This is a genomic window from Streptomyces sp. NPDC004667, assembly GCF_040609475.1.
GTDB lineage: Bacteria > Actinomycetota > Actinomycetes > Streptomycetales > Streptomycetaceae > Streptomyces.
On record NZ_JBEXKC010000043.1, the window covers coordinates 1 to 26589 of the forward strand.

The 26589-nt window shown below is 73.3% G+C and carries 24 protein-coding genes; 14 read left to right on the forward strand and 10 right to left on the reverse strand.

What is annotated here, in order from left to right; all coding sequences use genetic code 11:
- Window positions 1–1149: BTAD domain-containing putative transcriptional regulator (locus ABZW32_RS23155; protein WP_356218630.1), on the reverse strand; the 1149-nt coding region annotated here is incomplete at its 3' end.
- Window positions 1150–1210: 61 nt separating this feature from the next.
- Here ABZW32_RS23155 and ABZW32_RS23160 point away from each other — a divergent pair.
- Entirely contained in the window at window positions 1211–2011 is an 801-nt protein-coding gene (locus ABZW32_RS23160) for a site-2 protease family protein (protein WP_356218632.1), read from the forward strand.
- A gap of 25 nt (window positions 2012–2036) precedes the next feature.
- On the opposite strand, the gene ABZW32_RS23165 is transcribed toward ABZW32_RS23160, so the two are convergent.
- Both ABZW32_RS23165 and ABZW32_RS23170 read right to left on the reverse strand, forming a co-directional pair.
- Window positions 2037–3152 carry a MerR family transcriptional regulator gene (locus tag ABZW32_RS23165; RefSeq protein ID WP_356218634.1) on the reverse strand — a complete coding sequence of 372 codons (1116 nt, stop codon included), beginning with the start codon at window positions 3150–3152 and terminating at the stop codon, window positions 2037–2039.
- Window positions 3153–3234: 82 nt separating this feature from the next.
- Entirely contained in the window at window positions 3235–3429 is a 195-nt protein-coding gene (locus ABZW32_RS23170) for a hypothetical protein (RefSeq protein ID WP_356218636.1), read from the reverse strand.
- Between the two features lie 219 nt (window positions 3430–3648).
- Between ABZW32_RS23170 and ABZW32_RS23175 the strand changes: the two genes are divergently transcribed.
- A complete protein-coding gene (locus ABZW32_RS23175; RefSeq protein ID WP_356218789.1) occupies window positions 3649–5694 on the forward strand; it encodes a TerD family protein in 2046 nt (681 codons plus the stop codon).
- Window positions 5695–5744: 50 nt separating this feature from the next.
- Here the strand turns inward: ABZW32_RS23175 and npdG are convergent, their stop codons facing one another.
- On the reverse strand, window positions 5745–6449 hold the full coding sequence (gene npdG, locus ABZW32_RS23180; RefSeq protein WP_356218637.1) for an NADPH-dependent F420 reductase: 705 nt from the start codon (window positions 6447–6449) through the stop codon (window positions 5745–5747).
- A 93-nt stretch (window positions 6450–6542) separates the two neighbouring features.
- On the opposite strand from npdG, the gene ABZW32_RS23185 reads away from it, so the two are divergent.
- A complete protein-coding gene (locus ABZW32_RS23185; protein WP_356218639.1) occupies window positions 6543–7148 on the forward strand; it encodes a hypothetical protein in 606 nt (201 codons plus the stop codon).
- 52 nt (window positions 7149–7200) lie between these two features.
- On the opposite strand, the gene ABZW32_RS23190 is transcribed toward ABZW32_RS23185, so the two are convergent.
- The gene (locus ABZW32_RS23190; protein WP_356218641.1) at window positions 7201–7437 is read right to left on the reverse strand and encodes a hypothetical protein; all 237 of its coding nucleotides are present in this window, start codon (window positions 7435–7437) and stop codon (window positions 7201–7203) included.
- A 59-nt stretch (window positions 7438–7496) separates the two neighbouring features.
- Here ABZW32_RS23190 and map point away from each other — a divergent pair, with 59 nt between their 5' ends.
- Window positions 7497–8354 (forward strand): type I methionyl aminopeptidase, encoded by an 858-nt coding sequence (gene map / locus ABZW32_RS23195; protein ID WP_356218643.1) that lies wholly within the window; start codon window positions 7497–7499, stop codon window positions 8352–8354.
- 139 nt (window positions 8355–8493) lie between these two features.
- On the forward strand, window positions 8494–9141 hold the full coding sequence (locus tag ABZW32_RS23200; protein ID WP_356218644.1) for a biliverdin-producing heme oxygenase: 648 nt from the start codon (window positions 8494–8496) through the stop codon (window positions 9139–9141).
- Between the two features lie 49 nt (window positions 9142–9190).
- On the opposite strand, the gene ABZW32_RS23205 is transcribed toward ABZW32_RS23200, so the two are convergent.
- From ABZW32_RS23205 to ABZW32_RS23215, 3 genes are all read right to left on the reverse strand, one after another.
- Window positions 9191–9859, reverse strand: a complete 669-nt coding sequence (locus ABZW32_RS23205) for a PhzF family phenazine biosynthesis protein (protein ID WP_356218646.1) — start codon at window positions 9857–9859, stop codon at window positions 9191–9193.
- Window positions 9860–9878: 19 nt separating this feature from the next.
- Entirely contained in the window at window positions 9879–11384 is a 1506-nt protein-coding gene (locus ABZW32_RS23210) for an HtaA domain-containing protein (RefSeq protein WP_356218647.1), read from the reverse strand.
- A gap of 123 nt (window positions 11385–11507) precedes the next feature.
- Window positions 11508–12926 (reverse strand): HtaA domain-containing protein, encoded by a 1419-nt coding sequence (locus ABZW32_RS23215; RefSeq protein ID WP_356218648.1) that lies wholly within the window; start codon window positions 12924–12926, stop codon window positions 11508–11510.
- 126 nt (window positions 12927–13052) lie between these two features.
- Between ABZW32_RS23215 and ABZW32_RS23220 the strand changes: the two genes are divergently transcribed.
- The 6 genes from ABZW32_RS23220 to efeU all read left to right on the forward strand — a co-directional run bounded on the left by ABZW32_RS23220 (window position 13053) and on the right by efeU (window position 19710).
- Window positions 13053–14090 carry an ABC transporter substrate-binding protein gene (locus ABZW32_RS23220; RefSeq protein WP_356218650.1) on the forward strand — a complete coding sequence of 346 codons (1038 nt, stop codon included), beginning with the start codon at window positions 13053–13055 and terminating at the stop codon, window positions 14088–14090.
- Window position 14091: 1 nt separating this feature from the next.
- Window positions 14092–15306, forward strand: a complete 1215-nt coding sequence (locus tag ABZW32_RS23225) for an iron ABC transporter permease (RefSeq protein ID WP_356218652.1) — start codon at window positions 14092–14094, stop codon at window positions 15304–15306.
- Window positions 15303–16220: a heme ABC transporter ATP-binding protein gene (locus ABZW32_RS23230; protein WP_356218655.1), complete on the forward strand. Its 918-nt coding sequence runs from the start codon at window positions 15303–15305 to the stop codon at window positions 16218–16220. Before ABZW32_RS23225 ends, ABZW32_RS23230 begins: the two co-directional genes overlap by 4 nt.
- 174 nt (window positions 16221–16394) lie before the next feature.
- The gene (efeO, locus tag ABZW32_RS23235) at window positions 16395–17546 is read left to right on the forward strand and encodes an iron uptake system protein EfeO (protein WP_356218658.1); all 1152 of its coding nucleotides are present in this window, start codon (window positions 16395–16397) and stop codon (window positions 17544–17546) included.
- Window positions 17547–17579: 33 nt separating this feature from the next.
- Window positions 17580–18842, forward strand: coding sequence for an iron uptake transporter deferrochelatase/peroxidase subunit (gene efeB, locus ABZW32_RS23240; protein WP_356218661.1), 1263 nt, complete (start codon window positions 17580–17582; stop codon window positions 18840–18842).
- A gap of 22 nt (window positions 18843–18864) precedes the next feature.
- Window positions 18865–19710, forward strand: a complete 846-nt coding sequence (efeU, locus tag ABZW32_RS23245; protein WP_356218663.1) for an iron uptake transporter permease EfeU — start codon at window positions 18865–18867, stop codon at window positions 19708–19710.
- A 73-nt stretch (window positions 19711–19783) separates the two neighbouring features.
- Here the strand turns inward: efeU and ABZW32_RS23250 are convergent, their stop codons facing one another.
- Window positions 19784–20404: a GNAT family N-acetyltransferase gene (locus ABZW32_RS23250; protein ID WP_356218666.1), complete on the reverse strand. Its 621-nt coding sequence runs from the start codon at window positions 20402–20404 to the stop codon at window positions 19784–19786.
- Between the two features lie 408 nt (window positions 20405–20812).
- Between ABZW32_RS23250 and ABZW32_RS23255 the strand changes: the two genes are divergently transcribed.
- Complete coding sequence (locus tag ABZW32_RS23255) at window positions 20813–23281, forward strand: dolichyl-phosphate beta-glucosyltransferase (protein ID WP_356218792.1); 2469 nt, start codon at window positions 20813–20815, stop codon at window positions 23279–23281.
- Window positions 23282–23354: 73 nt separating this feature from the next.
- On the opposite strand, the gene ABZW32_RS23260 is transcribed toward ABZW32_RS23255, so the two are convergent.
- Window positions 23355–24116 (reverse strand): SDR family oxidoreductase, encoded by a 762-nt coding sequence (locus tag ABZW32_RS23260; RefSeq protein ID WP_356218669.1) that lies wholly within the window; start codon window positions 24114–24116, stop codon window positions 23355–23357.
- A gap of 108 nt (window positions 24117–24224) precedes the next feature.
- Here ABZW32_RS23260 and ABZW32_RS23265 point away from each other — a divergent pair, with 108 nt between their 5' ends.
- Entirely contained in the window at window positions 24225–25529 is a 1305-nt protein-coding gene (locus tag ABZW32_RS23265; RefSeq protein ID WP_356218672.1) for a multidrug effflux MFS transporter, read from the forward strand.
- A 34-nt stretch (window positions 25530–25563) separates the two neighbouring features.
- Window positions 25564–26577 carry a small ribosomal subunit Rsm22 family protein gene (locus ABZW32_RS23270; RefSeq protein WP_356218675.1) on the forward strand — a complete coding sequence of 338 codons (1014 nt, stop codon included), beginning with the start codon at window positions 25564–25566 and terminating at the stop codon, window positions 26575–26577.
- Window positions 26578–26589 lie beyond the last annotated feature (12 nt).

Here is a 26589-nt window from a genome sequence, read left to right on the forward strand (position 1 = left end):
CTCGGTCAGCGGGCCGGTCAGGGAGAGCTCCCCGCGGCGCGGCTGGCCGCCGGGCAGCAGCAGCGTCAACCGCGGGGCGTCCGCGAGGGCCGAGGGCGGGGCCGGGACGGACTCCCCGGTCCCCCGGGCAGGGCCCCGGGACGACTCGCCCCGGACCGCTGCGGCCGTCTCCGGGACGGCCGGGTGCGCGGCGGCCGGATGCGCGGCGGCCGGGTGCGCGGCGGCCGTCGACTGATCCGGGTCCGGGACTCCCTCCGCCTTGACGGGCGGGTCCACGGCTGCCGGATGCGCGGCTGCCGGGTTCACGGCTGCCGGATGTCCGGCTGCCTGGTGCGCAGCGGCCGGGTGCAGGGGCCAGGGTGTCCGGCCGGAGGCCGGGGCGGCACCGCTCGGGGCGGACGCCTCGGCCTCCCGGACGGAGCCCGGAGCCGGGGCCGGGGCCGGGTCCAGGAGTTCGGCGTGGAGGGAGCGCAGCTGGGGGCCCGGGTCCGTGCCCAGGCGGGCCGACAGGTCACGGCGGACGGCCTCGTAGGCGGCCAGCGCCTGCGCCGGCCGGCCCGCGGCCCGCAGGGCCCTGATCCGCAGCACCTGCAGGGGCTCGTCCAGGGGCTGCCGGGCGCACAGTTCGGCCAGCTCCGGCAGGGCCGCCTCCGCCTCGCCCAGCGCCAGGGCCGCACCGAGCCGCCCCCGCCGCGCGTCCATCCGTACGGCTTCCCAGCGCGCGGCCTCCGCCGCCGCCTCGGGCAGCGAGGCCAGCGCCGGGCCCCGCCACAGTGCGAGGGCCTCGTCGTACAGGGCCGCCGCCCCGGCCGGATCCGGGGCATCGGCGGCGGCCCGGACGAGCCGCTCGAAGCGGAAGGCGTCGACGTCCTCGCGCCGCGCGTCCAGCAGGTAGCCGCCCGGGCCCGAGCGCACGGCGGCGTGCCCCAGCGCCCGTCGCAGCCGCCCCACCAGCGCCTGGAGCGCGGGCACGGCCTCGGCCGGCGGGTCGGCGTCCCAGACCTCGCCGACGAGCAGCGCGGCCGGTACCGCCCGCCCCGGGCGCAGGGCGAGCGCGGTCAGCAGCGCCCGCAGGCGCGCGCCTCCCACGGCGACGGTGGTCCCGTCGTCGTGGGAGGCCTGGGTGGTACCGAGGATCGCGTAGCGCACCGGCCCATTGTCCCCGCCCCCGGGGCCGGGCCCGCCCGGTCACCGGGATAGGTTTCGCCGCATGGGTCACCAGGGGAGCCGCGGCGAGCGGCAGATCAGTTCCGTATTCCTCGGCATCGTCGCCGTCATGGCGGTCACCGGCTGGGCGGTGTGGACCGGGTACGCCGCCAGCCCGGGGCTGGCGGTGTTCCTGTTCGTGACGTCCGCGTGGGTCGTCTCGCTGTGCCTGCACGAGTACGCGCACGCCCGCACCGCCCTGCACGGCGGTGACATCACGGTCGGCGCGAAGGGCTACCTGACGCTGAACCCGCTGAAGTACACGCACGCCCTGCTCAGCATCGTGCTGCCCGTGGTGTTCGTGATCCTGGGCGGGCTGGGCCTGCCCGGCGGGGCGGTGTACATCGAGCGGGACCGGATCCGGGGCCGCTGGAAGCACAGCCTGGTGTCGGCCGCGGGCCCGCTGACGAACGTGCTGTTCGCGGCCGTCTGCACCGCGCCGTTCTGGCTGGACGCCCTGGACGGCGTCCCGTTCACGTTCCGCTTCGCGCTGGCGTTCCTGGCGCTGCTCCAGGTCTCGGCGGCGATCCTGAACTTCCTTCCGGTCCCGGGGCTGGACGGCTACGGCGTGATCGAGCCGTGGCTCTCGCACCGGGTCCGCCGTGAACTGGCGCCGCTGGCGCCCTTCGCGCTGATCGGGGTGTTCGCGCTGCTGTGGATCCCCGAGGTGAACGCGTTCTTCTTCGGCGCGGTGGACGGCATCCTGCGCGGTCTGGGCGTCTCGGAGCTGGAGACGTACTGCGGCCACGACCTGTACCGCTTCTGGCAGGACCCGAACGGGCTCTGCACGGTCTCCGGCGGCTAGCCGGCACCCACACCGCCGGCCGGGGTCAGGCCACGATCAGGCGCAGGCCCAGCTCCGCCGCGTCGAGGGCGACGAGGTCGCGGTTGCGCTCGGCCCAGCGGCCCGAGGCGAGGTCCTCGCGGAGCGCGTTCACCGCCCGCTCCTCGGCCTCCGGCCCGACCCTGGTCCACACCGATACGGCGCGGCGCACGTGTTCCTCCAGGTACGCCTCGGGCCGGCGCCAGTGGGCCTCGAAGAACCCGTCGGCGCAGTCCCACGGGATGAGGACCGGCTCCGCGCGGCCTCCGATCGCGCGGGTCATGTCGGCCGGCGAGGGCCAGCCTGCGAGGAGGCCGCCGAATTCGGGCAGGTAGTCGCGGGTCAGCCAGAACCGCTCCAGCCAGCCGGGCGAACCGGCGTCGTACGTGAACACCACCACGCGGTCGGCGACGCGCTTCATCTCGCGCAGCCCGGCGACCGGGTCCGGCCAGTGGTGGACGGTGCTGACCGCCATGGCGGCGTCGAAGGACCGGTCGGCGAAGGGGAGCCGCTCCGCACTGGCGGCCACGCACGGCGCCGCGCCCGCGGGACGCTGTGCCCGCATGACCGCCGACGGCTCCACCGCCGTGACCTCGCGGTCGGTGGGTTCGTAGGAGCCGGTCCCGGCCCCGACGTTCAGGACCGTCCGGGCGTCCCCGAGCGCTTCCCAGATCTTCTCGGCGATCCGCGGTTCGGTGCGCCGCGTGGCCGGGTACGCCGACCCGATCGTCTCGTACAGCTGCGTCCCGAACACCTTGAGCTGTTCCTCCGGCGTCGTCCGGATCCCCATCGCCCGTGCCTCCAGTTCCCTGTCTATGGCGGTCACCATGGCGGCGGCGCGGTCGCGCTGTTCCCGCAACAGGCTGCGGAGCCGGTGCAGGTGCGCGACGGCGTCGGTGGTCGGGTCGTCGACGAGATCGGCGATCTCGCGCAGCCCGAAGCCCAGCCGCCGGTAGGCGAGCACCTCCCGCAGCCGCTCCACGTCCCCCGGCGAGTAGGCCCGGTATCCGGCGGCGGTCCGCGCGGACGAGGGCACGAGGCCGATCTCGTCGTAGTGATGAAGCGTGCGGACGCTCACGTCGGCCAGCTCGGCGACACGTCCCACGGTCAGGTGCTCTTCCACGCCTCCGACGATGCGGCATCACGCCACGTGAGGGTCAAGCCCGGCGGGCGGGTTCCGTCCGGGCGGTCTGCCGCGCCGGGCCCTACTGGGCGGTCTGCTGCGCCCGGCGCTGCCCGTCCGCCCTGGCCTTGCGCACGTAGTACCAGGCCATGTTGGACGTCAGCCCGGCCAGCAGCACCCAGACGATCCCGAGGAAGCTGCCCTCCACGAAGGCGACCACGGCGGCGGCCACGGCGAGGAGGCAGACGACAACGGCGAACACGGCAAGGCGGGGCATCCGGAACAGCTCCTCGGCGACACGGAAGGGGGGTCGAACCCCTCCAGTGTCCCCCATCGTCTCGGGGCTCATTTCCCGCTTTGCCTGATCTTCCGCACCGCTCCCGGCTACGGTTCGCCCGGCGTGCCAAACAGATCGTGCGAGACAAGAGCGACAGCCCGCGTCCCGGTTCGCACGGACCGGCGGATCCGGGCGGGTGGGGGGAACACGGTGCAGGAGATCCAGAAGGGTGCGAACGTCAGTCTGAACGCCCTCAGCGAGGACGTCGGCTCGGTCGTCGTGAGTCTGGGCTGGACCAGTGCGTCGGGCGCGGGGGACGCGGACGTCTCCGTGCTGCTGCTGGGCGAGAACGGCAAGATCCGCAGCGAGAACGACTTCTACTTCTACAACAACCCGGCCGCCCCGGACGGGAGCGTGCAGCTGCTGGGGAAGACCCCGACCGACAGTGGCGACGAGGACCGCATCGGCGTCGATCTGACGGCGGTGCCCGGGGAGGTGGCCCGGATCGTGGTGGCGGCCAGCCAGTACGGCGGCGCCCGCTTCGGCGACCTCGACGATCTGCGGATGACGGTCGCCGACCGGTCCGGTGAGCCGCTGGTGGGGTTCTCCATCAACGACGCGAGCGTGGAGACGGCCTTCATCTTCGGGGAGCTGTACCGGCGCGGCGAGGAGTGGAAGTTCCGCGCCGTGGGACAGGGGTACGAGACCGGGCTGGCCGGACTCGCCACGGACTTCGACGTCGTGGTCGAGGAGGCCGACGGCGCCGCCGACTCCGCGACGGGCACGGCGGACGCCGTGGAGAAGGTCGCCGGGGCCGCCGACGAGGACCTCGTCAAAAAAACCGACGAGAACGCCGAGAACGCGGCGGAGCCCGCGGCCGCCCCGATGGGCACCGCCGACGGGCCCGGTGATCCCGCGGTGCCCGTCCTTCCGGCGCAGACCCGCGGCAGGAGCGCCCGTACGACCAGGAAGAAGGTCACGCTCCCCAAGGCGGCCGGAAAGACCCTCGCCGAGAACGATTCGTGGCGGCCCGCGCGGCTCTTCCCCGTCCCGACCCTCAAGAGCGACCGGGAACGCGAGGTGCGTGCGACCTCGGTGCTGCTGGCCGTCATGGCGCAGGTGCCGGAGCTGGGCCGCCGGCTGACCGCCGGGTTCGGTGGGCCCGCCGGGCGGATGCAGACCTTCACGGAGGTGTCCCTGCCGCACGGTGAGACGCCCCGGCGCCCGGACGGCGTGATCCGGGTCGAGCGCGCGGGCAAGCTGTGGACGGCGCTCGTCGAGACCAAGACCAACGGGAATCCCCTCAGGGCCGAGCAGGTGCAGGAGTACGTGGACATCGCCGCGCGCCGCGGCTACGAGGCCGTGATCACGCTCTCCAACGACGTGGCGCTCGACGGGGCCCCCGTGGTGGACGTCAAGATCGACCGTCGGCGCAAGCACAAGGTGAGCCTGTGGCACCTGTCGTGGGCGGAGGTGGCCCACCAGACGCAGATGCTGATCCGGCACGAGGGGGTGGCCAACGCCGCACACGCCTGGCTGCTGCAGGAATTCCTGGAGTACCTCCAGCACGAGAACTCCGGCTGCCACGGCTTCCAGAACATGGGGCCCTCGTGGGTTCCCGTGCGCAGGGGGATCGACGACGAGACCCTCGCCATCGGCGATCCGCGTGCGGTGGAGGTCGTCGAGAGCTGGGAACGGCTGATCCGCCAGGTCTGCCTGCGCCTCGGCGGGGAGCTGGGGCAGAAGGCGCTGCCGGTGCAGCGGGCACGGCGCGGCAGCGATCCGCTGGCCAGGCGGGTGGCGGCGGCGGAGAGTCTCTGCTCCGAGGGCCGGCTGACAGCCGAGCTCCGGATCGAGGGCACGGAACGGGTAATCGCGGTGACGGCGGACCTGCGGACCTCGAAGGTCCGTACCTCCGTGGACGTTCCGGCGCCGGCCGGCTCCTATCCGCTGTCCACGACGAAGCGTCTGCTGCGGCTGCTGGCCGATGCCCCGGCCGATCTGCACGTCGAGAGCCTCGTGGAGGGGGCCAACGGGCCGCGCGGCACCCTGGAAAGGCTGCGGCCCGAGCCGGCGGACCTGCTGCCCAAGGACGGCGCGCAGCTCACCGGATTCCGGCTGACCCTCATCAAGGGAACGGGCACCACCCGGGGCAACGCGGAGTCCGGGTTCATCCGCAGCGTCGACGACGCCGTGGAGCGGTTCCACCACGGGGTACTGGCCCATCTGGGCACCCTGGAGGCGCGTCCCGGGCGCAGGGGCTGAACCGCGGCCCCGGGGCCCCGCGCCGCGGACGCGCGGCCCCGGGAGGGGGATCAGACGTCGGTGAGGCGGAGGCCGGCGTGGGCCTTGTAGCGGCGGTTGGTGGAGATCAGGTTGGCGACCATGGCCTCGACCTGGTGGGCGTTGCGCAGGCGGCCCGCGAAGACGCCGCGCATGCCCGGGATGCGGGCCGCGAGGGCCTGGACGAGGTCGGTGTCGGCGCGGGACTCGCCGAGGACCATGACGTCGGTGTCGATCTCCTCCACCGAGGCGTCCTGGAGGAGGACGGCGGAGAGGTGGTGGAAGGCGGCGGTGACGCGGGAGTCCGGGAGCAGGGCGGCGGCCTGCTGGGCGGCGCTGCCCTCCTCGACGCGGAGGGCGTAGGCGCCCTGCTTGTCGAAGCCGAGCGGGTTGACGCAGTCGACGACGAGCTTGCCCGCGAGGTCCTCGCGGAGGGCTTCGAGGGTCTTGGCGTGGCCCTCCCACGGCACCGCGATGATCACGATGTCGCTGCGGCGGGCGCACTCGGCGTTGTCGGCGCCCTCCACGCCGAGGCCGAGCTCGTCGGCGGCGGCGTGGGCGCGGTCGGCGGCGCGGGAGCCGATGATCACCTTCTGGCCGGCCCGCGCGAGGCGGTAGGCGAGGCCGCGGCCCTGGTCGCCGGTGCCGCCGAGGACGCCGACGGTCAGGCCGGAGACGTCCGGCAGGTCCCAGGGGTCCTTGGCCGGCGGCTTCTGCGTGCTGTCTGAGGAAGTCATGGGGGCGAGGGTACTGCCGAGTACGCCAGGTCCGAAGGGGTGGGAAGTGCCGGTACGCCCCCCGTGTCCGCCCGTGTGGTGCAGGATGCCGCCATGGATGCCGTGAGGGTCGCGCTGCTGCGCGAGGTGCTCGCCGGGACGCACTGGCCCGGCGAGGCGCGGCGGTTCGCCGGTTCGCTGCGGCGGTCCGTGGTGCCGTCGGGCGGGCCGCTGCTCCTGGTGGGCACCGAGCAGTACGAGCCCTGGCACCTGGCGGCGCACCTGGTGGACGAGGCCGCCTGGTCGGGGCTGCCGGAGCTGGCGCCGACGCTGGTGCGCCACCACGTGCGGCCGGACGCGCCGCCGCACCTCTCGGTGGGGCTGGGCCGGCTGGACGGGGCCCGGCGCGGGCACACGCTGCTGGTGGTGGCGCCGGAGCGGCCCGGCGCCGGGCTGCTGGAGCGGGTCCACGACGCCCGCCGGGCGGGGGCGACAGTACTGTCCCTGGACGGCGGGGACCCGGATCTGGGCACGCTGGCGCACGATGCGCTGTCGGTGCCCGCCGCCACCGCGGAGCTGGACCTGGACACGGTGCAGCACCTGGTCAGCGCCGCGGCCGGGGAGAACGGCCTGCCGGTGCGGCGCGGACCGCGGCGGCTGCGGGACCGGCTGGCGCGGCTGGCCGACCAGCTGACCGCGCCGCCGCCCAGCCGCTGGTGAGGGGGCCGGGGGACGGCCGGGCACGAGCCGGGGGACGGCCGGTCAGGGGCCGCTAGGAAGCCGTGCCCTCTTCCTCTTCGCGGGTCTTGTCGTTCCACTTGGGGTCGTTCTGCCATTCGAGGTTGCGCTCCTGCGCCGTCTCCATGGCGTGCCTCGCCTCCTCGGGCGTGGCGTACGGGCCGAAGCGGTCCTTGGCCGGACATTCCGGGCCCTCTTCGACCTTCTTGTGGACCAGGCAGTAGTACCACTCGCCCGGTTTTCCCACCTGGCGCTTCTTGAACAGGGCCATCGTCGGCTCCTTCCTCTGTCCGCCATGCTGCCCCATACCCGCTGGATACACTCGCTTGCATGTCTGGCCAGTCGCTGCTCGTACCAGGCGAGCTCTCTCCCGTCCGTTCCGTTCCCGGTAACATCCGCCGGCCCGAGTACGTGGGCAAGCCGATGCCCACCCCGTACACCGGACCGGAGGTGCAGTCGGCCGAGACCATCGAGGCGATGCGCATCGCCGGCCGGATCGCCGCCCGGGCGATGGAGGAGGCCGCCAAGCACATCGCCCCGGGGGTGACCACCGACGAGCTGGACCGGGTCGCGCACGAGTTCATGTGCGACCACGGCGCCTACCCGTCGACGCTGGGGTACCGGGGCTTCCCCAAGTCCCTGTGCTCCTCGCTCAACGAGGTCATCTGCCACGGGATCCCCGACTCGACCGTCCTGAAGGACGGCGACATCGTGAACCTCGACGTGACCGCGTACATCGGCGGGGTGCACGGCGACAACAACGCCACCTACCTGTGCGGCGATGTGGACGAGGAGTCCCGGCTGCTGGTGGAGCGCACCCGCGAGGCCCTGAACCGGGCGATCAAGGCGGTCAAGCCGGGCCGCCAGATCAACGTCATCGGCCGGGTCATCGAGTCGTACGCGAAGCGCTTCGGGTACGGCGTGGTCCGCGACTTCACCGGGCACGGGATCAACTCGTCGTTCCACTCCGGCCTGATCGTCCCGCACTACGACAGCCCGCACGCGACCACCGTCATCGAGCCCGGCATGACCTTCACGATCGAGCCGATGCTGACGCTGGGGACCCACGAGTACGACATGTGGGAGGACGGCTGGACGGTCGTCACGAAGGACCGCAAGCGCACCGCTCAGTTCGAGCACACGCTCGTGGTGACCGACTCGGGGGCCGAGATCCTGACCCTCCCCTGATGCGGGACGCGGTCCGCGGGCGGGCCGTTTTTTACCGACAAGACGTCGGGAACACATTGACTTAGGCATACCTAAGTAGGAAGATCGGGCGTGGCGGCACCCTGCCGCCGCGCCCGATTCCTCTTTCCGGAGGTCCGCCTTGGACGCCTTCTCCACGGTCATCCGTGTCGCCTCGCACGAGCAGCACACCGAAGCCGAGACCTCGACGTTCATGAGCGACCTGCTCGGCGGTCGGCTCGGCGTGGACGCGTACACCCGCTACACCGAGCAGCTCTGGTTCGTGTACCGGGCGCTGGAGGACGCGGCCGCGGCGCTCCGCCAGGACCCGGTGGCCGGGCCCTTCATCCGCCCCGAGCTGATGCGCGTCGCCGAGATCGAGCGCGACCTGGCCCACCTGCTGGGCCCCGGCTGGCGCGAGTCGGTCGTGGCGCTGCCCGCGACCGTGGCCTACGCCGCGCGCGTGGCCGAGTGCGCGGCCTCCTGGCCGGGCGGGTACGTCGCCCACCACTACACCCGCTATCTGGGCGACCTTTCGGGCGGCCAGATCATCCGGGACAAGGCGGAGCGCACCTGGGGCTTCGAGCGCAAGGGCGACGGCGTGCGGTTCTACGTCTTCGCGGACATCGCGAACCCGGCCGCCTTCAAGCGGACCTACCGCGAGCTGCTGGACGCGATCGCCGCGGACGACCTGGAGAAGCAGCGGATCATCGACGAGTGCAAGCGCGCCTTCGACTTCAACGGCGCGGTCTTCCGGGAGCTGGGCGAGCAGTTCCGGCTGAGCGCCTGATCCGGCTTCGGGGGGGGTGCCCGGCGGGGGTCGCCGGGCACCGTGCCGGCTAGGCCGAGGGCCGGCGGGGCTCCGCGAAGCGGACGCGGCCGCCGATCTCGACGGTGCCGTCGGGGCCCGGGGCGGTGAGGATCTGGGAGCCGGCGCCCTGGGTGATGTTCAGGGCGCGGTTCAGCTGGGCCGTCAGCAGGATCGCCGCCGAGCCGGTGGCCTCGTCCTCGGTGATGGCCCCGTCGGGGCGGCGCGGGAAGCCGCGGGCGCGGATCCGGCCGGCGGTCTCGTCCTCCCAGGCCCACGCGTACAGCCAGCCCTCGCCGGGCGGCGGCGCGGGCAGCGCGTCGACCTCGGCGGGGTTCGCGTACTGCTCGGTGCGCTTGCCCGTGACCCATTCGGGGCGGGCCGTGATCCAGGTGAACTCCCCGTCGTCGCGGGCCCATACGGACCCGGCGGGCGGCTGGAGTTCCTCGATGTCCAACAGCCAGGCGACGCCGACCAGCGGGTGGCCCGCGAAGGACATGCGGGTGCCGGGCGTACGGATGTCGACGACCCCGCGCTCGGGGTCGTCGACGAACACCGTCTCGCTGTAGCCCAGTTCGGCCGCGAGGGCCTGCCGGTCCGCGTCTTCGGGGCAGGTCCGGCCGTCGCGGACGACTCCGAGCAGGTTGCCGAACCGGCCGTCACCCGCGCAGAAGACCTTGATCACATCCAGATCGTTCACGCGGGCATTCAAGCACGGGTCAGTTCCCGGCCGTACGGCGGCGGCGCGCGAGGTAGACGGCGCCGGCGCCCGCGGCGATGACCGCGCCGGAGGTCGCGAGGAGGGCGCCGGCCGGGACCTCGGCGCCGGTGGAGGCGAGGTTCCCGCCCACGGAGCCGCCGGAGGAGCCGCCGGAGGAGCCGCCGACCGTCCCTCCGGTGGTGGTGCCGCCGGTGCTGCCGCCCGTGGTGCCCGAACCGCCGGTGCCTCCGGTGCCTCCGGTGGTGCCGGTGCCTCCGGTGGACGGGAGGACGACGTCCTTGTCCACCGCCACCGAGAGGGTGAGGGAGTCCATCGGCTTGCCCGGCTTGTACTTCTCGTCGACGGCGCCGTTGTACGCGAAGACGGCGGAGCCCTTCTCGGTGAAGACCGCGGGGACCCCTTCCAGCGACAGCAGGCCGCCCTTGGTCTTGTAGTCGCCCTTCGACAGGTCGAGGGTGGCGAACGGGATGTCCTTGGTGGTGCCCTGCGCCGTCTTCGCGTCGAGGACCAGGGTGCCCGTCTTGCCCGTGGCGGCGATCCGGACGTTGCTGAAGGCCAGGTCGAGGTGGTGGGCGGGGAGCTCGAAGCGCACGGCTCCCTCGAAGGAGGCGTCCAGCTTCTGGTTCTTGACGTCGAGTTCGCCCTTGCCGAAGGAGAAGTCGAAGGTCTTGCCGTTCTTGGTGGCGCCACCGGACGCCGTGACGCCCTGGTCGCCGACGTAGTCGTGGAGGGACTGCTTCAGCCCCCACGTCAGCTTGCCGCGCAGGATCTTCTGCGGACCGTCGGCCGCAGGCGTGGTCGGGGGCTTCGTGGAAGGCTTGACGGTGGTGCTCGGCGTGGTCGGCGTCGTCGGCGCGGTGGTGCCCGCCGACGGCGACGGCGAGGTGCCCGGGGGGTCGCTCGGGGCCGGGGGCTTCGGGAACTCCAGCGCCACCGACAGCTTGTCGGCCTCCTGCCCCGCGTAGGCCGGGCGGTCGAACTGCGCGGCGAACTCGCGGGTGAGGGTGGTGGTGAGCCCGGTCATGTTCATTCCGGTGAAGGCCACGTCCGCCAGCGGGACGTCGCGGGTCAGGACGTTGTTCCTGGTGACGTCCGCCGTCAGCTTCTTCGTACCGGTGTTGATGCGGAAGTTCTCCATCGCGACGACGAACCCGTGGGCGGTTCCGTCGAAGACGACCCGCCCCTTGAAGGCCGCGGTCACCACGTGGCCTCCGGCCTCGTCGTACTGCCCGGTCGCCTGGCCGAAGCGGAAGCCGCCCGGCACCTCGGAGGCCCCGTCGTGCGTGGTGATCGAGCCGATGCCCTTGACGTAGGCGCGCAGGCTCCCCAGCACGCCCCAGTCGAGGGTGCCGCCCGTCACCGGGATCGGCGCGGCGGCGGCCGGCGCCCCGGCGGCCGGCGCGCCGTCCGCCGCCGTGGCGGGTATGACGAAGGCGGCGGTGCCGAGGGTCGCGGCGGTGAGGACGGCGGCCGCGAGGACGGCCGGGCGGCGGTGGGACGACATGGGTGGGAACTCCCTGGGTGCACGGAGGGGCTGGAGGGGCGGGACGGGGCGGGGCTGGGGTCGAACGGGACCGGACGGGATCGAACGGGGTGAAGCGGGATCGGGCGGGGTGGACCGGGGGTGTTACGGAGCGTCGGTGGGCGCCGGGGTGGCCGCTGCCGCACGGCGCTTGCGCAGCACCAGGAACGCGCCCGCGCCGGCCAGGGCCAGCACCGCGGCGGCGAGGCCGAGGTACGGCCCGGCCGAGGAGGACCGGTCGGCCGCGGCGCCCGGGGCCGGGGAGGGAGCCGAGGCGGTCTGCGGTGCGGGCGACGGGGCGGCCGTGGAGCCCAGGTCGGGCAGGGCGGGCAGGGTGGCGCTGCCGTCGAGGGCGACGGCCAGCGAGACGGGGTCCATCTCGGTGCCGGGCCGGTACATGGAGTTGAAGGCCTGGGCGCCGCCCTCGGTGAGGGTGGCCGGGGCTTCGGTCAAGGTGGCGAGCTTCCCCTCGGTCTTCAGGCCCTTGGCGTCGAACGCGACGAGCGCCACGGCACTCTTCGTCTCGCCGCCGGTGGTCACATCGGCGGTCAGGACGCCCTTGCCGTTCTCGACCCTGACGTTCACCTTGCCGAGCGTGAGGTCGAGGTGGGCTCCCGTGAAGTGGACCGTACCGGCGAACGCCGCGTCGAGGGAGCCCTTTTGGCCGTCGTACGTCCCCTTGCCCTGCGGGAAGCGGAACAGTGCGCCGCCGTCCTGGGCGCCCTCGGCGAGCGTCCACTTGCCCTGGCCGATCGAGCCGGTGACGTACTCGCGGAAGGTGCGGCGCACGCCCCAGTCCACGGCGGCGTCGGCGAACGCGCCCTGCCCCTGCGGGGCTTCGGACGGTGCGCCCGGGGTCTGCGCGGGCGCCGGGGGCTGGGCGGGCGGGGCGCCCTGCGCGGCGGTGACGACGTCGGCGGAGAGCGAGACGGGGTCGAGCGGAGCGCCGGCCGGGTAGTAGCCGGCGAAGGCCTTGGCGCCCTGGGGGGTGAGGGTCGTGGGCACGTTGGTCAGGGCGATCGGGGTGCCGCCGCCCTTCATCTCGATGCCGCCGAGGGCGAGCGTGGCGAAGGGCACCTGGGACTCCTCGGTGACCGTGCCGGTGTCCTTGGCCTTGCTGGACACGTCGACGTAGAGGGTGCCGGTGCCGCCGGATATCCGTACGGAGGGCCGGCTGACGGTCATGTCGAGTTCGTACGCGCCGTCGGGCTTCTGGTGGCCCTGGAAGCTCACGCCGCCGGAGAAGGAGGCGTTGAACTCACCGGAGTCGGGGTCGTAGGAGCCGGCCGCCGAGTGGAAGCGGAACAGGCTGCCGCCGACGGTGGCGGCTCCGCTCTTCAGCTTGAAACCGCCTTTCGCGACCGGCCCCGTGACATAACTCTGGAAAGAGGATTTGATGCCCCAGTCGAGTCGGCCCCCCTGCACGGTGCGGCTCGCCGCGTGGGCGGCGGAGGCCGGGAGCAGCGCCCCGAGCAGGGCCGCCAGCAGGGCCACGGTGAACGTGCGGGTGGGTCGTGCGGACATGGACGTCCCCTCCAGGGTCTAGCGAGTGAGGTTAGGCTAACCTAAGCTATCCGGGTCGAGCGGGGAACCCCGACGTCGACGCGACCTCACTTCCCGCCCCACCCGCACGATCAGGACGGTGCCTTCGTGCCCACGCCCGCCACCACGCCCGCCGCGCCACCGCGCCTCCCCCGCCTCGCCGCCGCCGTGGCGGCCCTGGCACTGGCGCTGGCCGCGACCGGCTGCGCGGGAACGGACGCCCCCGCCGGCTCCCCCGCCCGGCCCGCCGCCGCCGTCCTCCCGGACCGGGTGGAACCACTGGCCGGCGCTCCGCGCCCCGCCCTGCCGGTGACCGTCCCCTCGGCCGACGGGACGCAGGTCACCGTCACCTCCGCGGACCGGATCATCCCGCTGACCGGCAGCCTCAACGAGATCGTCCAGACCCTCGGCCTCGGCGGGCAGGTCGTCGCCCGCGACATCACCGCCACCTTCGAACAGGCCGCGTCCCTGCCCGTGGTGACACGTGGCCACGACGTCTCCGCCGAGAGCGTCCTGTCGCTGCGTCCCACCCTGGTGCTCGCCGAGACCACCACCGGACCCGCGGAAGCGGTCCGGCAGATCCGCGACGCCGGCATCCCGGTCCTGGTGCTCGCCCCCGCCAAATCCCTGGAGGACGTACCGAAGCGGATCGACGCGGTCGCCGCCGCGCTCGGCGTGCAGGACGCGGGCACCCGGCTGAACGCACGCACCGCCGACCGGATCGCCGCCGCCCGCAAGGGCGTTCCGGCCGGATCGGCGAAGAAGCCCCGGGTGGCCTTCCTCTACCTGCGCGGCACCGCCTCCGTCTACCTGCTCGGCGGCTCCGACTCCGGCGCGGCCTCGCTGCTGGAGGCGGCGGGCGCGGTGGACACCGGCAAGGAGTCCGGGCTCGGCAAGGACTTCACCCCGATCACCAGCGAGGCACTGGCCGCCGCCGCGCCTGACGCGATCCTCGTCATGACCAAGGGCCTCGAATCCGTCGGCGGCGTCGACGGCCTGGTCAAGATCCCGGGCGTGGCCCAGACGCCGGCCGGGATGGACCGCCGCGTGGTCACCGTCGACGACGGCGTCCTCCTCAACTACGGCCCCCGCACCGACCAGGTGCTCTCCTCCCTGGTCGCCCAGCTCTACGCCAAGGGCGCCTGACGTGACCCTCCCCCACGATCCCCCGCGCGGCGGCGGAGCCGCCCCCGACGGCCCCTCGGCCGGCCCCGCGGCCTCGGCCGCACGGGCCACCGGGACCGCCCCGGCTCCCGCGCCCTCCCCGGAGCCCTCCCCGGAGCCCTCCCCGGATCCCTCTCCGCGGGACCCCGGCGGGCCGGCCGGGCCGCGCCGCCCGCGCGGGACCCTGTGGCTCACCGCCGCGCTGGTCACCGTGCTGCTGGTGCTCGCCCTCGTCTCCGCCGGCGTCGGCGCGTACCGCATCCCCACCGCCGACGTGCTCGCCTCCGTCCGGCACCACCTGGGCCTCGGCGGCGCCCCCCTCGACCGGGTCGGGGAGAGCGTGCTGTGGAACGTACGCCTCCCCCGCGTCGCGCTCGCGGTGCTCGTCGGCGCCAGTCTCGGCTGCGCGGGCGCCCTGATGCAGGGGGTGTTCGGCAATCCGCTCGCCGAACCCGGCGTGATCGGCATCTCGGCCGGCTCCGCCGTCGGCGCGGTCGCCGCGATCGGACTGGGCCTCAGCTTCTTCGGGAACTGGACCGTCACCGCCTGCGCCTTCGTCGTGGGGCTGTTCACCGTCGGCGCCGTCTACCTGCTGTCCCGCAACGGCGGCCGCACCGAGGTCGTCACCCTGATCCTCACCGGCATCGCCGTCAACGCCTTCGCGGGCGCCCTGATCGGCCTGTTCGTCTTCTTCGCCGACAGCGGGCAGGTCAACCAGATCACCTTCTGGCAGCTCGGCTCCCTGGCCCAGGCCACCTGGCCCAAGGTCCTCGCCGTCCTGCCCTGCGCGCTCGCCGGACTGCTCGCCGCCCCCTTCTACGCCCGCCGCCTCGACCTCCTCGCACTCGGCGAACGCCCGGCCCGCCACCTCGGGATCGACGTCGAACGGCTGCGCCTGGCCCTGATCCTGGTCGTCGCCCTGCTGACGGCGGCCGCCGTCGCCGTGGCGGGGGTCATCACCTTCGTGGGCCTGCTCGTCCCGCACCTGCTGCGGATGGCGAACGGCCCCGGACACCGCTTCCTGGTGCCCGGCAGCGCGCTCGCCGGTGCCGTGGTCCTGGCCGGCGGCGACCTGGCCGCCCGTACGGTCGCCGCGCCCGCCGAACTGCCCCTGGGCGTACTGACCGCCCTGATCGGCAGCCCGTTCTTCTTCTGGCTGCTGCGCCGCACCCGGCGCCGGCAGGGAGGCTGGGCATGAGCGCCCTCCGCCGCGGCCGGGCCGCCCTCTTCGGCCGCCGCCCGCGCACCGCCCCCGCCCGGCCCGCCCCCGGCGAGGTCCTGGTCCGGGCCGAGGACCTGCACGTGCGGCTCGGGGAGCGCGAGGTGCTCACCGGCATCGAACTGAGCGCGCACGCGGGCGAGGTGCTGGCCCTGGTCGGCCCCAACGGCGCGGGGAAGTCCACCCTGCTGGGGGCGCTGGCCGCCGATCTGCCCGCGGACTCGGGGACCGTACGCGTCGACGGGCGCCCGGTGTCCGAGTGGACGGCGCCCGAACTGGCCCTGCGCCGCTCGGTGCTGCCCCAGTCGGCCGCGCTGTCCTTCCCGTTCCCGGTCGCGGACGTGGTCCGGATGGGCCGCGCCCCCTGGGCGGGCACCGCCCTGGCCGGCGCCGACGAGGAGGCGGTGGCCGAGGCCATGGCCGCCGCCGAGGTGACCGCTTTCGCCGCACGCCCCTTCTCCGCGCTCTCCGGCGGCGAACGGGCCCGGGTCGCGCTGGCCCGCGTACTGGCCCAGCGGGCTCCGCTGATGCTGCTCGACGAACCCACGGCCGCCCTGGACCTGCGCCACCAGGAGCTGGTGCTGCGGGTCTGCCGGGAGCGGGCCGCGGCCGGGGACGCGGTGGTCGTCGTCCTGCACGACCTCGGGCTGGCGGCGGCGTACGCGGACCGGGCCGCCGTGCTGCACGACGGCCGGATCGCGGCGGCCGGACCCCCCTCGGAGGTCTTCGGGGACGGGCTGCTGAGCCGGGTCTACCGGCAGCCGGTGGAGGTCTTCCCACACCCCCGCACCGGGACCCCGCTGGTGGTCCCCGTACGCGAGGAGGCCAAGGGAGAACCGGCCGGTAACCCTTCCGGGCCCCGGAACGCCGACGGGGACTTGACCCGCGCTTGACCTTCGCTTGAGGCAGTCATGGAGGGGCCGTGACGGGCCCGTGTCCGGGGCCGGAAGGTGAGAGCTGAATCACTGGACGAGTGGGTATCGGTCAGGTAAGCCTCGGTTAAGTTAGGTCCGCCTCACCGAGCCTCGTCGAGGCTCAACCAGCCTCCACCCCCGCCAGGAGCCCCCATGCGCCCCGCCCGCCTCACCGTCCTCTCCGCGGCCGCCGTCGTCGTCGCACTCACCGCCGTCACCGGCTGCGCGGACAAGAGCGACGACAGCGGCTCCGGCGCCATCAAGGTCAACGCGACGGACAGCGCCTGCGAGGTCTCCAAGACCGAGTTCCCGGCCGGCAAGGTCTCCATCGAGGTCGAGAACAAGGGCTCCAAGGTCACCGAGCTCTACGTCCTCTTCCCGGACGACCGCATCGTCGCCGAGCGCGAGAACATCGGCCCCGGCACCAAGGCCACCATCACCGCCGAGATCAAGGCGGGCGACTACGAGTTCGCCTGCAAGCCCGGCATGAAGGGCGACGGCATCCGCACCAAGGTCAAGGCCACCGGCCAGGGCGGCGGCGACAAGCGCAGCCCCGAGCTGGACGCCGCGGTCGCCTCGTACCGCAAGTACGTGCAGGAGCAGGCCGACGAGACGCTGCCGAAGGCCAAGGTCTTCGCCGACGCCGTCAAGGCCGGCGACCTGGACGCGGCGAAGAAGGCCTACGCCCTCTCCCGCCTGGGCTGGGAGCGCACCGAGCCGGTCGCCGAGTCCTTCGGTGACATCGACCCGAAGGTCGACGTCCGCGAGGACGGCCTGGAGGCGGGCCAGGACCCGGCCAAGGACTGGACCGGCTGGCACCGTCTGGAGAAGTCCCTCTTCCAGGACAACAAGATCGGCGACGAGGACAAGAAGCTCGCCGACACCCTGATCACCGACCTCACCGAGTGGCAGAAGAAGGTCGGCCAGGCCGAGATCACCCCGACCTCGATGGCCAACGGCGCCAAGGAGCTGCTCGACGAGGTCGCCACCGGCAAGGTGACGGGTGAGGAGGAGCGCTACTCCCACACCGACCTGGTCGACTTCAAGGCCAACCTCGAAGGTGCCCAGAAGGCGTACGAACTCCTCAAGCCGACCGCCCAGAAGAACGACGCCGGGCTCGTCAAGCAGCTCGACACCCAGTTCGCGTCCCTGAGCACCCTGCTGGACAAGTACCGCGCCGACAAGAACGGCTACGAGTTCACCTCCTACGACAAGGTCGGTGACGCGGAGCGCAAGGAGCTCTCGGACGGGGTCAACTCCCTCGCCGAGCCGCTCTCCAAGCTGGCCGCAGCGGTCGCCAAGTAGTACCCGGATCCAGGCAGAGGCGGGAGAAACAGCATGACCGACCAGGTGTCGCAGGAGTCCTCCACCGGCGCGGGCGCCCCTTCCCGGCGCTCGGTGCTGGGCTGGGGCGGAGCCGGTCTCGCGATCGGCGCCGCCGCGGCCGGCGGCACGGTCGCCGCGCTGGGCGGCGGCTCGGACATGGCCCCGGCGGCCTCCGCCGGGGCGGCGGTCGCGTTCCACGGCGAGCACCAGTCCGGCATCGCCAGCGCGGTCCAGGACCGGCTGCACTTCGCGGCGTTCGACGTGAAGACCAAGAACCGTGACGAGCTGGTCCAGCTCCTCAAGGAGTGGACCGCCGCGGCCCGCCTGATGACGGCCGGCCTGCCGGTCGGCGACGCGTACGAGGGCCTGCCCGAGGCCCCGCCGACCGACACCGGCGAGGCCCTCGGCCTCAAGCCCTCCCGCCTCACCCTGACCATCGGCTTCGGTCCGGGCCTGTTCGCCAAGGACCGCTTCGGCCTGGAGGGCAAGCGCCCCGAGGCCCTGGTGGACCTGGAGGCCTTCCCCGGCGACAACCTGGACCAGGCCCGCTCCGGCGGCGACCTGTGCGTCCAGGCCTGCGCCGACGACCCGCAGGTCGCGGTGCACGCCATCCGCCAGCTCGCCCGCATCGGCTTCGGCAAGGTCGCCGTCCGCTGGTCGCAGCTCGGCTTCGGCAAGACCTCCTCGACCACCCCGGACGCGCAGACCCCGCGCAACATGATGGGCTTCAAGGACGGCACCCGTAACGTCTCGGGCACCGACACCGCCGCCCTCGACAAGCACGTGTGGGTCGGCGCGAACGACGGCAGCGCCTGGCTGACCGGCGGCTCGTACCTGGTCGCCCGCCGCATCCGGATGCACATCGAGACCTGGGACCGGACCTCCCTTCAGGAGCAGGAGGACGTCTTCGGCCGCGACAAGGGCGAGGGTGCGCCGGTCGGCAAGTCCAAGGAGCGCGACGAGCCGTTCCTGAAGGCGATGAAGCCGGAAGCCCACGTGCGCCTGGCGCACCCGGACTCCAACGACGGGGCGACGATCCTGCGCCGCGGCTACTCCTTCACCGACGGCACGGACGGGCTGGGCCGCCTCGACGCGGGCCTGTTCTTCCTCGCCTACCAGCGCGACGTCCGCAAGGGCTTCATCCCGATCCAGCGGCAGCTGGCGAAGAACGACGCGCTCAACGAATACATCCAGCACGTGGGTTCGGCCGTCTTCGCCGTCCCGCCGGGCGTCCGCGACAAGGACGACTGGTGGGGCCGGACGCTGTTCGCGTAGTCCCCGCCGGAGAGGAAACGCCGTGTTCGGCAACTATCTGATCGGCCTGCGCGAAGGCCTCGAAGCCAGCCTGGTCGTCTGCATCCTGGTCGCCTACCTGGTCAAGACGGAGAACCGGGCCGCGCTGCGCCCGGTGTGGCTCGGCATCGGGATCGCCTGCACGATCTCGCTGGCGTTCGGCGCGCTGCTGACCTTCGGCACCCAGGAACTCACCTTCGAGGCCCAGGAGCTCCTGGGCGGCAGCCTCTCGATCATCTCGGTGGGCCTGGTGACGTGGATGGTCTTCTGGATGAAGAAGACCGCACGGCACCTGAAGGGCGAGCTGGAGGGCAAGCTGGACGCAGCCCTCGCGATGGGCACCGGCGCGCTGGTGGCCACCGCCTTCCTGGCGGTGGGCCGCGAGGGCCTGGAGACGGCGCTGTTCGTGTGGGCCTCGGTCCGCGCGAGCGGCGAGGGCTCCTCGGCCCCGCTGATCGGGGTGCTGCTGGGCATCGCGACGGCGATCTTCCTGGGCTGGCTGTTCTACCGGGGCGCGCTGAAGATCAACCTGGCGAAGTTCTTCAAGTGGACCGGCGGCATGCTGGTGATCGTGGCCGCGGGCGTGCTCGCGTACGGCGTCCACGACCTCCAGGAGGCCGGTTTCCTGAACGGCCTGCACGACAAGGCCTTCGACGTCAGCTCGGCGATCCCGCCGGACAGCTGGTACGGGGTCCTGCTCAAGGGCGTCTTCAACTTCCAGCCGGACCCGACGGTCTACCAGCTGGTGGTGTGGTCGCTGTACCTGGCCGTCGTCCTGGGCCTGTTCCTCCTCCCGGCCCGCGCCAAGGCGGCCCCGGCCCCGAAGGAACCGACCCCCGCCCGCGGCTGACGCCGCCCGCGGCCGACGCCCGTCCGCCGTCCCGCCCGACGCCCGGCCACCGGCCGGGCGTCTCGCGTTTCCCCTACCAGAGCCGGTCGACGGTGCCCGGATGGAGCGGGATCCTGGTCCCGCTCAAGGCGGCCCGGTCGGCTTCCCCCTCCGCCCCGGGGGCGAAGAAGGCGGCCAGCACCTCCTTGTCGAAGCCCGGCGCGTCGGTGGCCAGCGGCTCGGCCGGGGTGCCGCCGACGAGCACGCTGCCGGGCAGCCGCTCGAAGCCGGCCCGCTCGTAGAACGGCACCAGCGGCCGGTCGCAGCTGAACAGGGCCACGTCCACCGCGGGATCGGCGGCCAGCTCCGCCCGCGCCCCGGCCACCAGCCGGCCCCCGAGCCCCCGCCCGCACCACTCGGGCCGGGTCACCACACCGCTCAGCCCGGCGGCCCGCCGGACCCGCCCCCCGCACGGGACCTCCTTGTGGAGCAGCGTCAGGCAGGCCCCGACCGTGCCGTCCCCGTCCACGAGCAGCAGCACCCTCGGCCGCAGCGCGGGGTCGTGCCCGAACCGGCTCCCGGGCCACACCCGCGCCTCGATCCCCGCCACCTGCCGCGCCAGTTCCCCGGGCAGCTCCGCCTCCGGGTACGCGACCGGCCGCAGGCCTGAGACCGGCGGCCCGCCACGATGTGCGTCCCTGTCCTCAGTCGTCATGACGCTCCCAACCGGAATATCTCCCTACGCATTTCCCGCGCCAACGGCCCGCCGTTCCGGGCCGATCGGCGGGCCGTCCGTTGATGGCTGATCTATATTGGTCCGGGCCCGCTGTCCTTTCGACCACAAAAAGGGGCAGTTGGAGCCGCACCTAGGGGGTAACGATGCGTGGTCACACGGGGTAGAACCGTTATCCCCGCGAAAAAGCATGGCCGAATTCGATTGGCCTGTCCGTAACCGCCGTCCCACGAGGTGTTTCTCGGACCGGTTCTCCGGAGTCCTTTCCCGCCGCCTCTCCCCCGCGGACGCGTCCGCAGCGGTGACGAGGCCGGGCCGGCCGTTCGTTCGCGGTGCGTCTCATCGGCCGGACCGGACAACTCGACGAATGGCTCGTACGTGCAGAACGGCATACTCAGGTCCCGCGGTGCCACCGCCACGGGCAAACCCGTCGACCAGGGACCGGGGTCCGTCGGCCTGTCCGTGGTCATTCCCGCCTACCGGGAGGAGGACCGCCTGGGGCCCACCCTGGACGTCGTCCGAGCCTACCTGGACTCCCACGTCGGCACCGGCACGGAGGACTGGGAGGTCATCGTCGTCGACGACGGCTCCCCCGACCGGACCGCCACCGTCGCCCTGAAGGCCGGTGTGGACGAGCACCGGATCCGGCTCGTGCAGTCCGAGCAGAACCGGGGCAAGGGCAGCGCGCTGCGGCTCGGCGTCGCGGCCTCGCTGGGGCGGCGCGTGCTGATCATGGACGCCGACCTGGCGACCCCCATGGAGGAGCTCGCCGGGCTGGAGAAGGCCCTGGCCGACGACCCGAAGCTCGACGCCGCCATCGGCTCGCGCGCCCACCGCGACTCCGCCGTGGAACGCCAGCAGAGCGCGCTGCGCGAAGTGCTCGGCTGGGTCGGCAACCGGGTCATCCGACTGGTCGCCGTCCGCGGGATCCGCGACACCCAGTGCGGTTTCAAGCTGTTCGACGGGGACCATGCCCGCGCGGCCTTCGGCGCCGCCAAGCTCGACGGCTGGGCCATCGACGTGGAGATCCTCCAGTACTTCCGGCGCAAGGGGTGGCCGGTCGCCGAGGTTCCGGTCCGCTGGGCGCACCAGGACGGCTCCAAGGTCCAGCTCCTGGACTACCTGCGCACGCTCGGCGAACTGATGCGCCTGAATGCCGGCGGCATCGTCGTGGCCGCGCTGTACCTGCTGGCCTCGCTCTACCTCTACAAGGGGTGGTGGGGGGATCTGGACGGCTCGATCCTCGCCCATTCCCTGCAGGACCAGAACCAGTGGGAATGGTTCTTCGGGGTCACCGCCGACAATGTCGCACACCTGCGCAACCCCCTGTTCACCGACTTCCAGAACATGCCGGACGGCGTGAATCTGATGGGGAACACGGTGATGCTCGGACTTTCGGTCCCGTTCACCCCGGTCACCCTGCTCTTCGGCCCGACCGTCACGCTCGCCCTGGTGTTCACCCTCGGCATCGCCGTGACCGCCTGGTCCTGGTACTGGCTGATCCACCGCCGGTTCACGGAGAGCCGCTGGGCGGCCGCCGTCGGCGGGGCCCTGGCCGCCTTCGCGCCGCCGATGATCTCGCACGCCAACGCCCACCCGAACTTCGTCGTGCTCTTCATGATCCCGGTCATCATCGACCGGGCGCTGCGGCTGTGCGAGGGCAAGAACGTCGTCCGCGACGGCGTGCTGCTCGGGCTGTTCTCCGCCTACCAGGTCTTCCTCGGCGAGGAGCCGTTCCTGCTGGCCGCGATGGGCATGCTGATCTTCGCCCTCGTCCACGCGTACGCCGACCGCGAGACCGCCCGCGCGGCGCTGCGGCCGCTGGCCAAGGGCCTGGCGATCACGGCGGCCGTCTCCGTGCCGCTCGTCGCCTTCCCCCTGTACTGGCAGTTCTTCGGCCCGCAGAGCTACCACTCGGTGCTCCACGGCGAGGGCGGGGCCGGCAACCCGCTGCGCGCCCTGACCGAGTACTCGGCCCGCTCGCTGTTCGGCAACGCCGAGACCGCGGGCAGGCTCTCGCTGAACACCACCGAGCAGAACGCCTTCTACGGCTGGCCCCTGCTCGCCCTGGCCACCGGGATCACCCTGTGGCTGTGGCGGCTGCCCGTGGTGCGCGCCCTCGGCATCACCGCCCTGGCCACGGCCGTGCTCTCCCTGGGCCCCCGGGTGGAGATCGACAAGTTCGGCATCGCCGTTCCCGCGCCCTGGCGGGTCCTGCGGCACCTGCCGCTGCTCGAATCGGTCATCGAGAGCCGGGTCGCCATGGTGTGCGCGCCCGTCTTCGGCATCCTGCTGGCCCTCGCCCTCGACCGGATCGTGGGCTTCCGCGCCCGCGAGCACCGCGTCGTCGGGTACCTGGCCGTGGCCGCCGCGCTGGTGCCGATCCTGCCGCTGCCGCTGGTCGTCGAGGAGCGCGACCCCGTACCGGCGTTCATCTCCCGGGGCCTGTACGAGGAGTACCTCAAGGACGGCCGGTCCCTGGTCCCGGTACCGCTGCCCGACCCCCGCTACGCGGCCTCCCTGCGCTGGCAGAGCGGCACCGGCTTCGGGTTCAAGCTGGCCGGCGGCTACTTCAACGGGCCCGACGGGCCCGACCGCGTCGGGATCTACGGCGCCAAGCCGCGCATGCTGTCCGACCTGCTGCGGGACATGCGCTGGGGTACCGTCGCACCGCCGGAGGTCACCCCGGAGATGCGCGAGGAGGCCCGTGGGGATCTAGCCCACTGGAAGGCCGGTCTGGTCGTCCTGCCCGTGGAGCAGGAGCGCACCCCCGAACTGCGCGGCACCCTCACCTCGTTGCTCGGCAAGGAGCCGCAGAAGGTGGCCGACTGCTTCATCTGGCAGGTCGACCCCGTCTGATCCCGGGAGGACCGGAGCGGTACGGCGGGGTCATGGCCACGGTCGGCCGTGGCCCTGCCACCGTTCCGGGCCGTCAGCCGCGGCCGATGTACGGCATCGCCGTCGCCATCACCGTCGCGAACTGGACGTTGGCCTCCAGCGGCAGCTCCGCCATGTGCAGGACCGTGCGGGCCACGTCGGCGGCGTCCATCACCGGTTCCACGGCCAGCCGGCCGTCCGCCTGGAGGATGCCGGTCTGCATGCGCTCGGTCATCTCGGTGGCCGCGTTGCCGATGTCGATCTGGCCGCAGGCGATCCGGTACGGGCGCCCGTCCAGGGACAGGGACTTGGTCAGGCCCGTCATGGCGTGCTTGGTCGCGGTGTAGGCGACGGAGTTCGGGCGGGGCACGTGGGCGGAGATGGAGCCGTTGTTGATGATCCGGCCGCCCTGCGGGTCCTGCTCCTTCATCGCCCGGAAGGCGGCCTGGGCGCAGAGGAAGGAGCCGGTGAGGTTGACGTCGACGACCTGGCGCCAGGCCTCGTAGGAGATGTCCTCCAGCGCGACCCCGGCCGGGCCGAAGGTGCCGGCGTTGTTGAAGAGCAGGTCGAGGCGCCCGTAGTGGTCGCGGACGGCGGCGAAGAGCGCGGCCACGTCGGCCGGGTCGCTCACGTCCGCCCGTACGGGGAGCACCTCCGCGCCCGGCCCGACGGCGGCGGCCGTGTCCTCCAGGGGCCCGGTCCGGCGTCCGGCCACGGCCACCGACCAGCCCGCCCCGGCCAGGGCGAGGGCGACGGAGCGGCCGATGCCGGAGCCGGCACCCGTCACGACGGCGATCTTCTTCAGCGGTGCGTTCATGGGGCCGCAGGGTACGTCACACCGCACGTCCGGCTCGGGACGTTCCGACAGCTGAGAGCATGGGTCGGTCAGGGGTGCGTACATCGGATGAGAAGACTGGAGTTCGGCATGTCGGAGAGAGGCCCCTCGGCGGCCCCCACGGAGGGCGCCGCCCCCGGATCCCCGCCCCCCTCGCCCGCCGCGGCCGTCCCGCTGACGGCCGCGCGCCGCACCGGTCTGCTGGTCACCTTCATCCTGGGCGGGCTCACCGCGCTCCCCCCGCTGTCCATGGACATGTACCTGCCGGCGCTTCCGGAGGTGACCGACGCGCTGCGCAGCCCGGCGGCGACCGTCCAGCTCACCCTGACCGCCTGCCTCGCCGGCATGGCGCTGGGCCAGCTGGTCATCGGCCCGATGAGCGACAAGTGGGGCCGCCGCCGGCCCCTGCTCGCGGGCATGGTCCTCTACGTCCTCGCCACGGCGGTCTGCGCCCTCGCGACGACCACCGAGCTGCTGATCGGCTTCCGCCTGGTCCAGGGCCTGGCCGGCGCCGCCGGGGTGGTCATCGCCCGCGCCGTCGTGCGGGACCTGTACGACGGGGTCGAGATGGCCCGCTTCTTCTCCACCCTGATGCTCATATCCGGGGCCGCCCCGATCGTCGCGCCGCTCATCGGCGGCCAGGTGCTGCGCTTCGCCGACTGGCGCGGGGTCTTCGTCGTGCTGACGGTCGTCGGTCTGGCCCTCACCGTGGTGGTCTGGCGCAGTCTGGCGGAGACGCTCCCGCCGGAGCGGCGCCAGACGGGCGGCGTGGGTTCCGCGCTGCGGACCATGCGCGGGCTGCTCGGCGACCGGGTCTTCGCCGGGTACACCCTGGCGGGCGGCTTCGCCTTCGCGGTGCTCTTCTCCTACATATCCGCCTCGCCCTTCGTGGTCCAGGAGATCTACGGGGCCTCCCCGCAGGCCTTCAGCCTGCTGTTCGGCCTCAACTCCGTCGGGCTGATCGTCGTCGGCCAGATCAACGGCAAGCTGCTGGTCGGCCGGGTCAGCCTGGACAAGGCCCTGGGCGCCGGGATCGCGACCATCACGGTGGCCTCGGTGGCACTGCTGCTGATGTCCACCGGGGTGTTCGGGGAGGTCGGGCTGGTGCCCGTCGCCGCCGCCCTGTTCGTGCTGATGTCGGCGATGGGCCTGGTGCTGCCGAACACCAACGCGCAGGCGCTGATGCGCACCCCGCACGCCGCCGGCTCGGCATCCGCCCTGCTGGGCACCTCCTCCTTCCTCGTCGGTGCGGTCGCCTCCCCGCTGGTCGGGATCGCGGGCGAGCACACGGCGGTGCCGATGGCGCTGGTCCAGCTGAGCTGCTCGCTGCTCTCGGTGGGCTGCTTCCTCGGCATGTGCCGCCCCTGGCGGCCGCGGGAACCGCTGACCGCGTGAGCGGGGGCGGGGCCCGGCGCCGTAAACTTCGCTGGTGAACGCCTCCGCCCCCACCACCGCCGAGACCCTCCGCAGCGCCCTCGCCGGGCTGCTCGACGGGCTCCCGCCGAAGCAGGCCTCGGCCGCCGTCGAGCGGCTGATCGCCAACTACCGGGGCGCCACCCCCACCGACGCCCCCGTCCTGCGCGACCGCTCCGACGTGGCGGCGTACGCGGCCTACCGGATGCCGGCCACCTTCGAGGCCGTACGGGCCGCCCTGGACGGGCTGGCGGAGGCCGCGCCCGAGTGGGTCCCGGGCTCGCACGTGGACGTGGGCGGCGGTACCGGCGCCGCGACCTGGGCGGTGGACGCCACCTGGGACGGCCCCCGCACCACCACGGTGCTCGACTGGGCGGAGCCCGCGCTCGCCCTCGGCCGGGAACTGGCCGGCCGCTCCTCCTCCGAGGCGCTGCGCGGGGCCGACTGGCGCCGGGCCGTCATCGGCATCGGCATCGACCTCCCCGACGCGGACCTGGTGACGGTGTCCTACGTGCTCGGCGAACTCACCCCGCAGGCCCGCCGGGCGGTCGTCGCCGAGGCGGCCCGCGCGGGGCGGGCCGTGGTGCTGATCGAGCCGGGCACCCCCGAGGGCTACCTGCGCATCCGCGAGGCCCGCGAGCAGCTGATCGAGGCGGGGCTGAAGGTCGCCGCGCCCTGCCCGCACGACGGGGCCTGCCCGATCGAGGTGGGCCAGGACTGGTGCCACTTCTCGGCGCGGGTCAGCCGCTCCTCCCTGCACCGGAAGATCAAGGGCGGCTCCCTCCCGTACGAGGACGAGAAGTTCAGCTACGTCGCCGCGACCCGTTTCCCGGTGGCGCCGGTCCCCTTCCGGATCACGCGGAGGCCGCAGATCAGGAAGGGGCTCGTCCTGCTGGAGCTGTGCGGTCCGGAGGGCGGCGAGGCGGCCGGTCTGACCCGGGCCACCGTCACCAAGCGCCACGGCGACCTCTACAAGGCGGCGCGCGACGCCGACTGGGGCCAGGAGTGGCCGCCGCCCGCCGACGCGTAGGCCGCGGGGCCC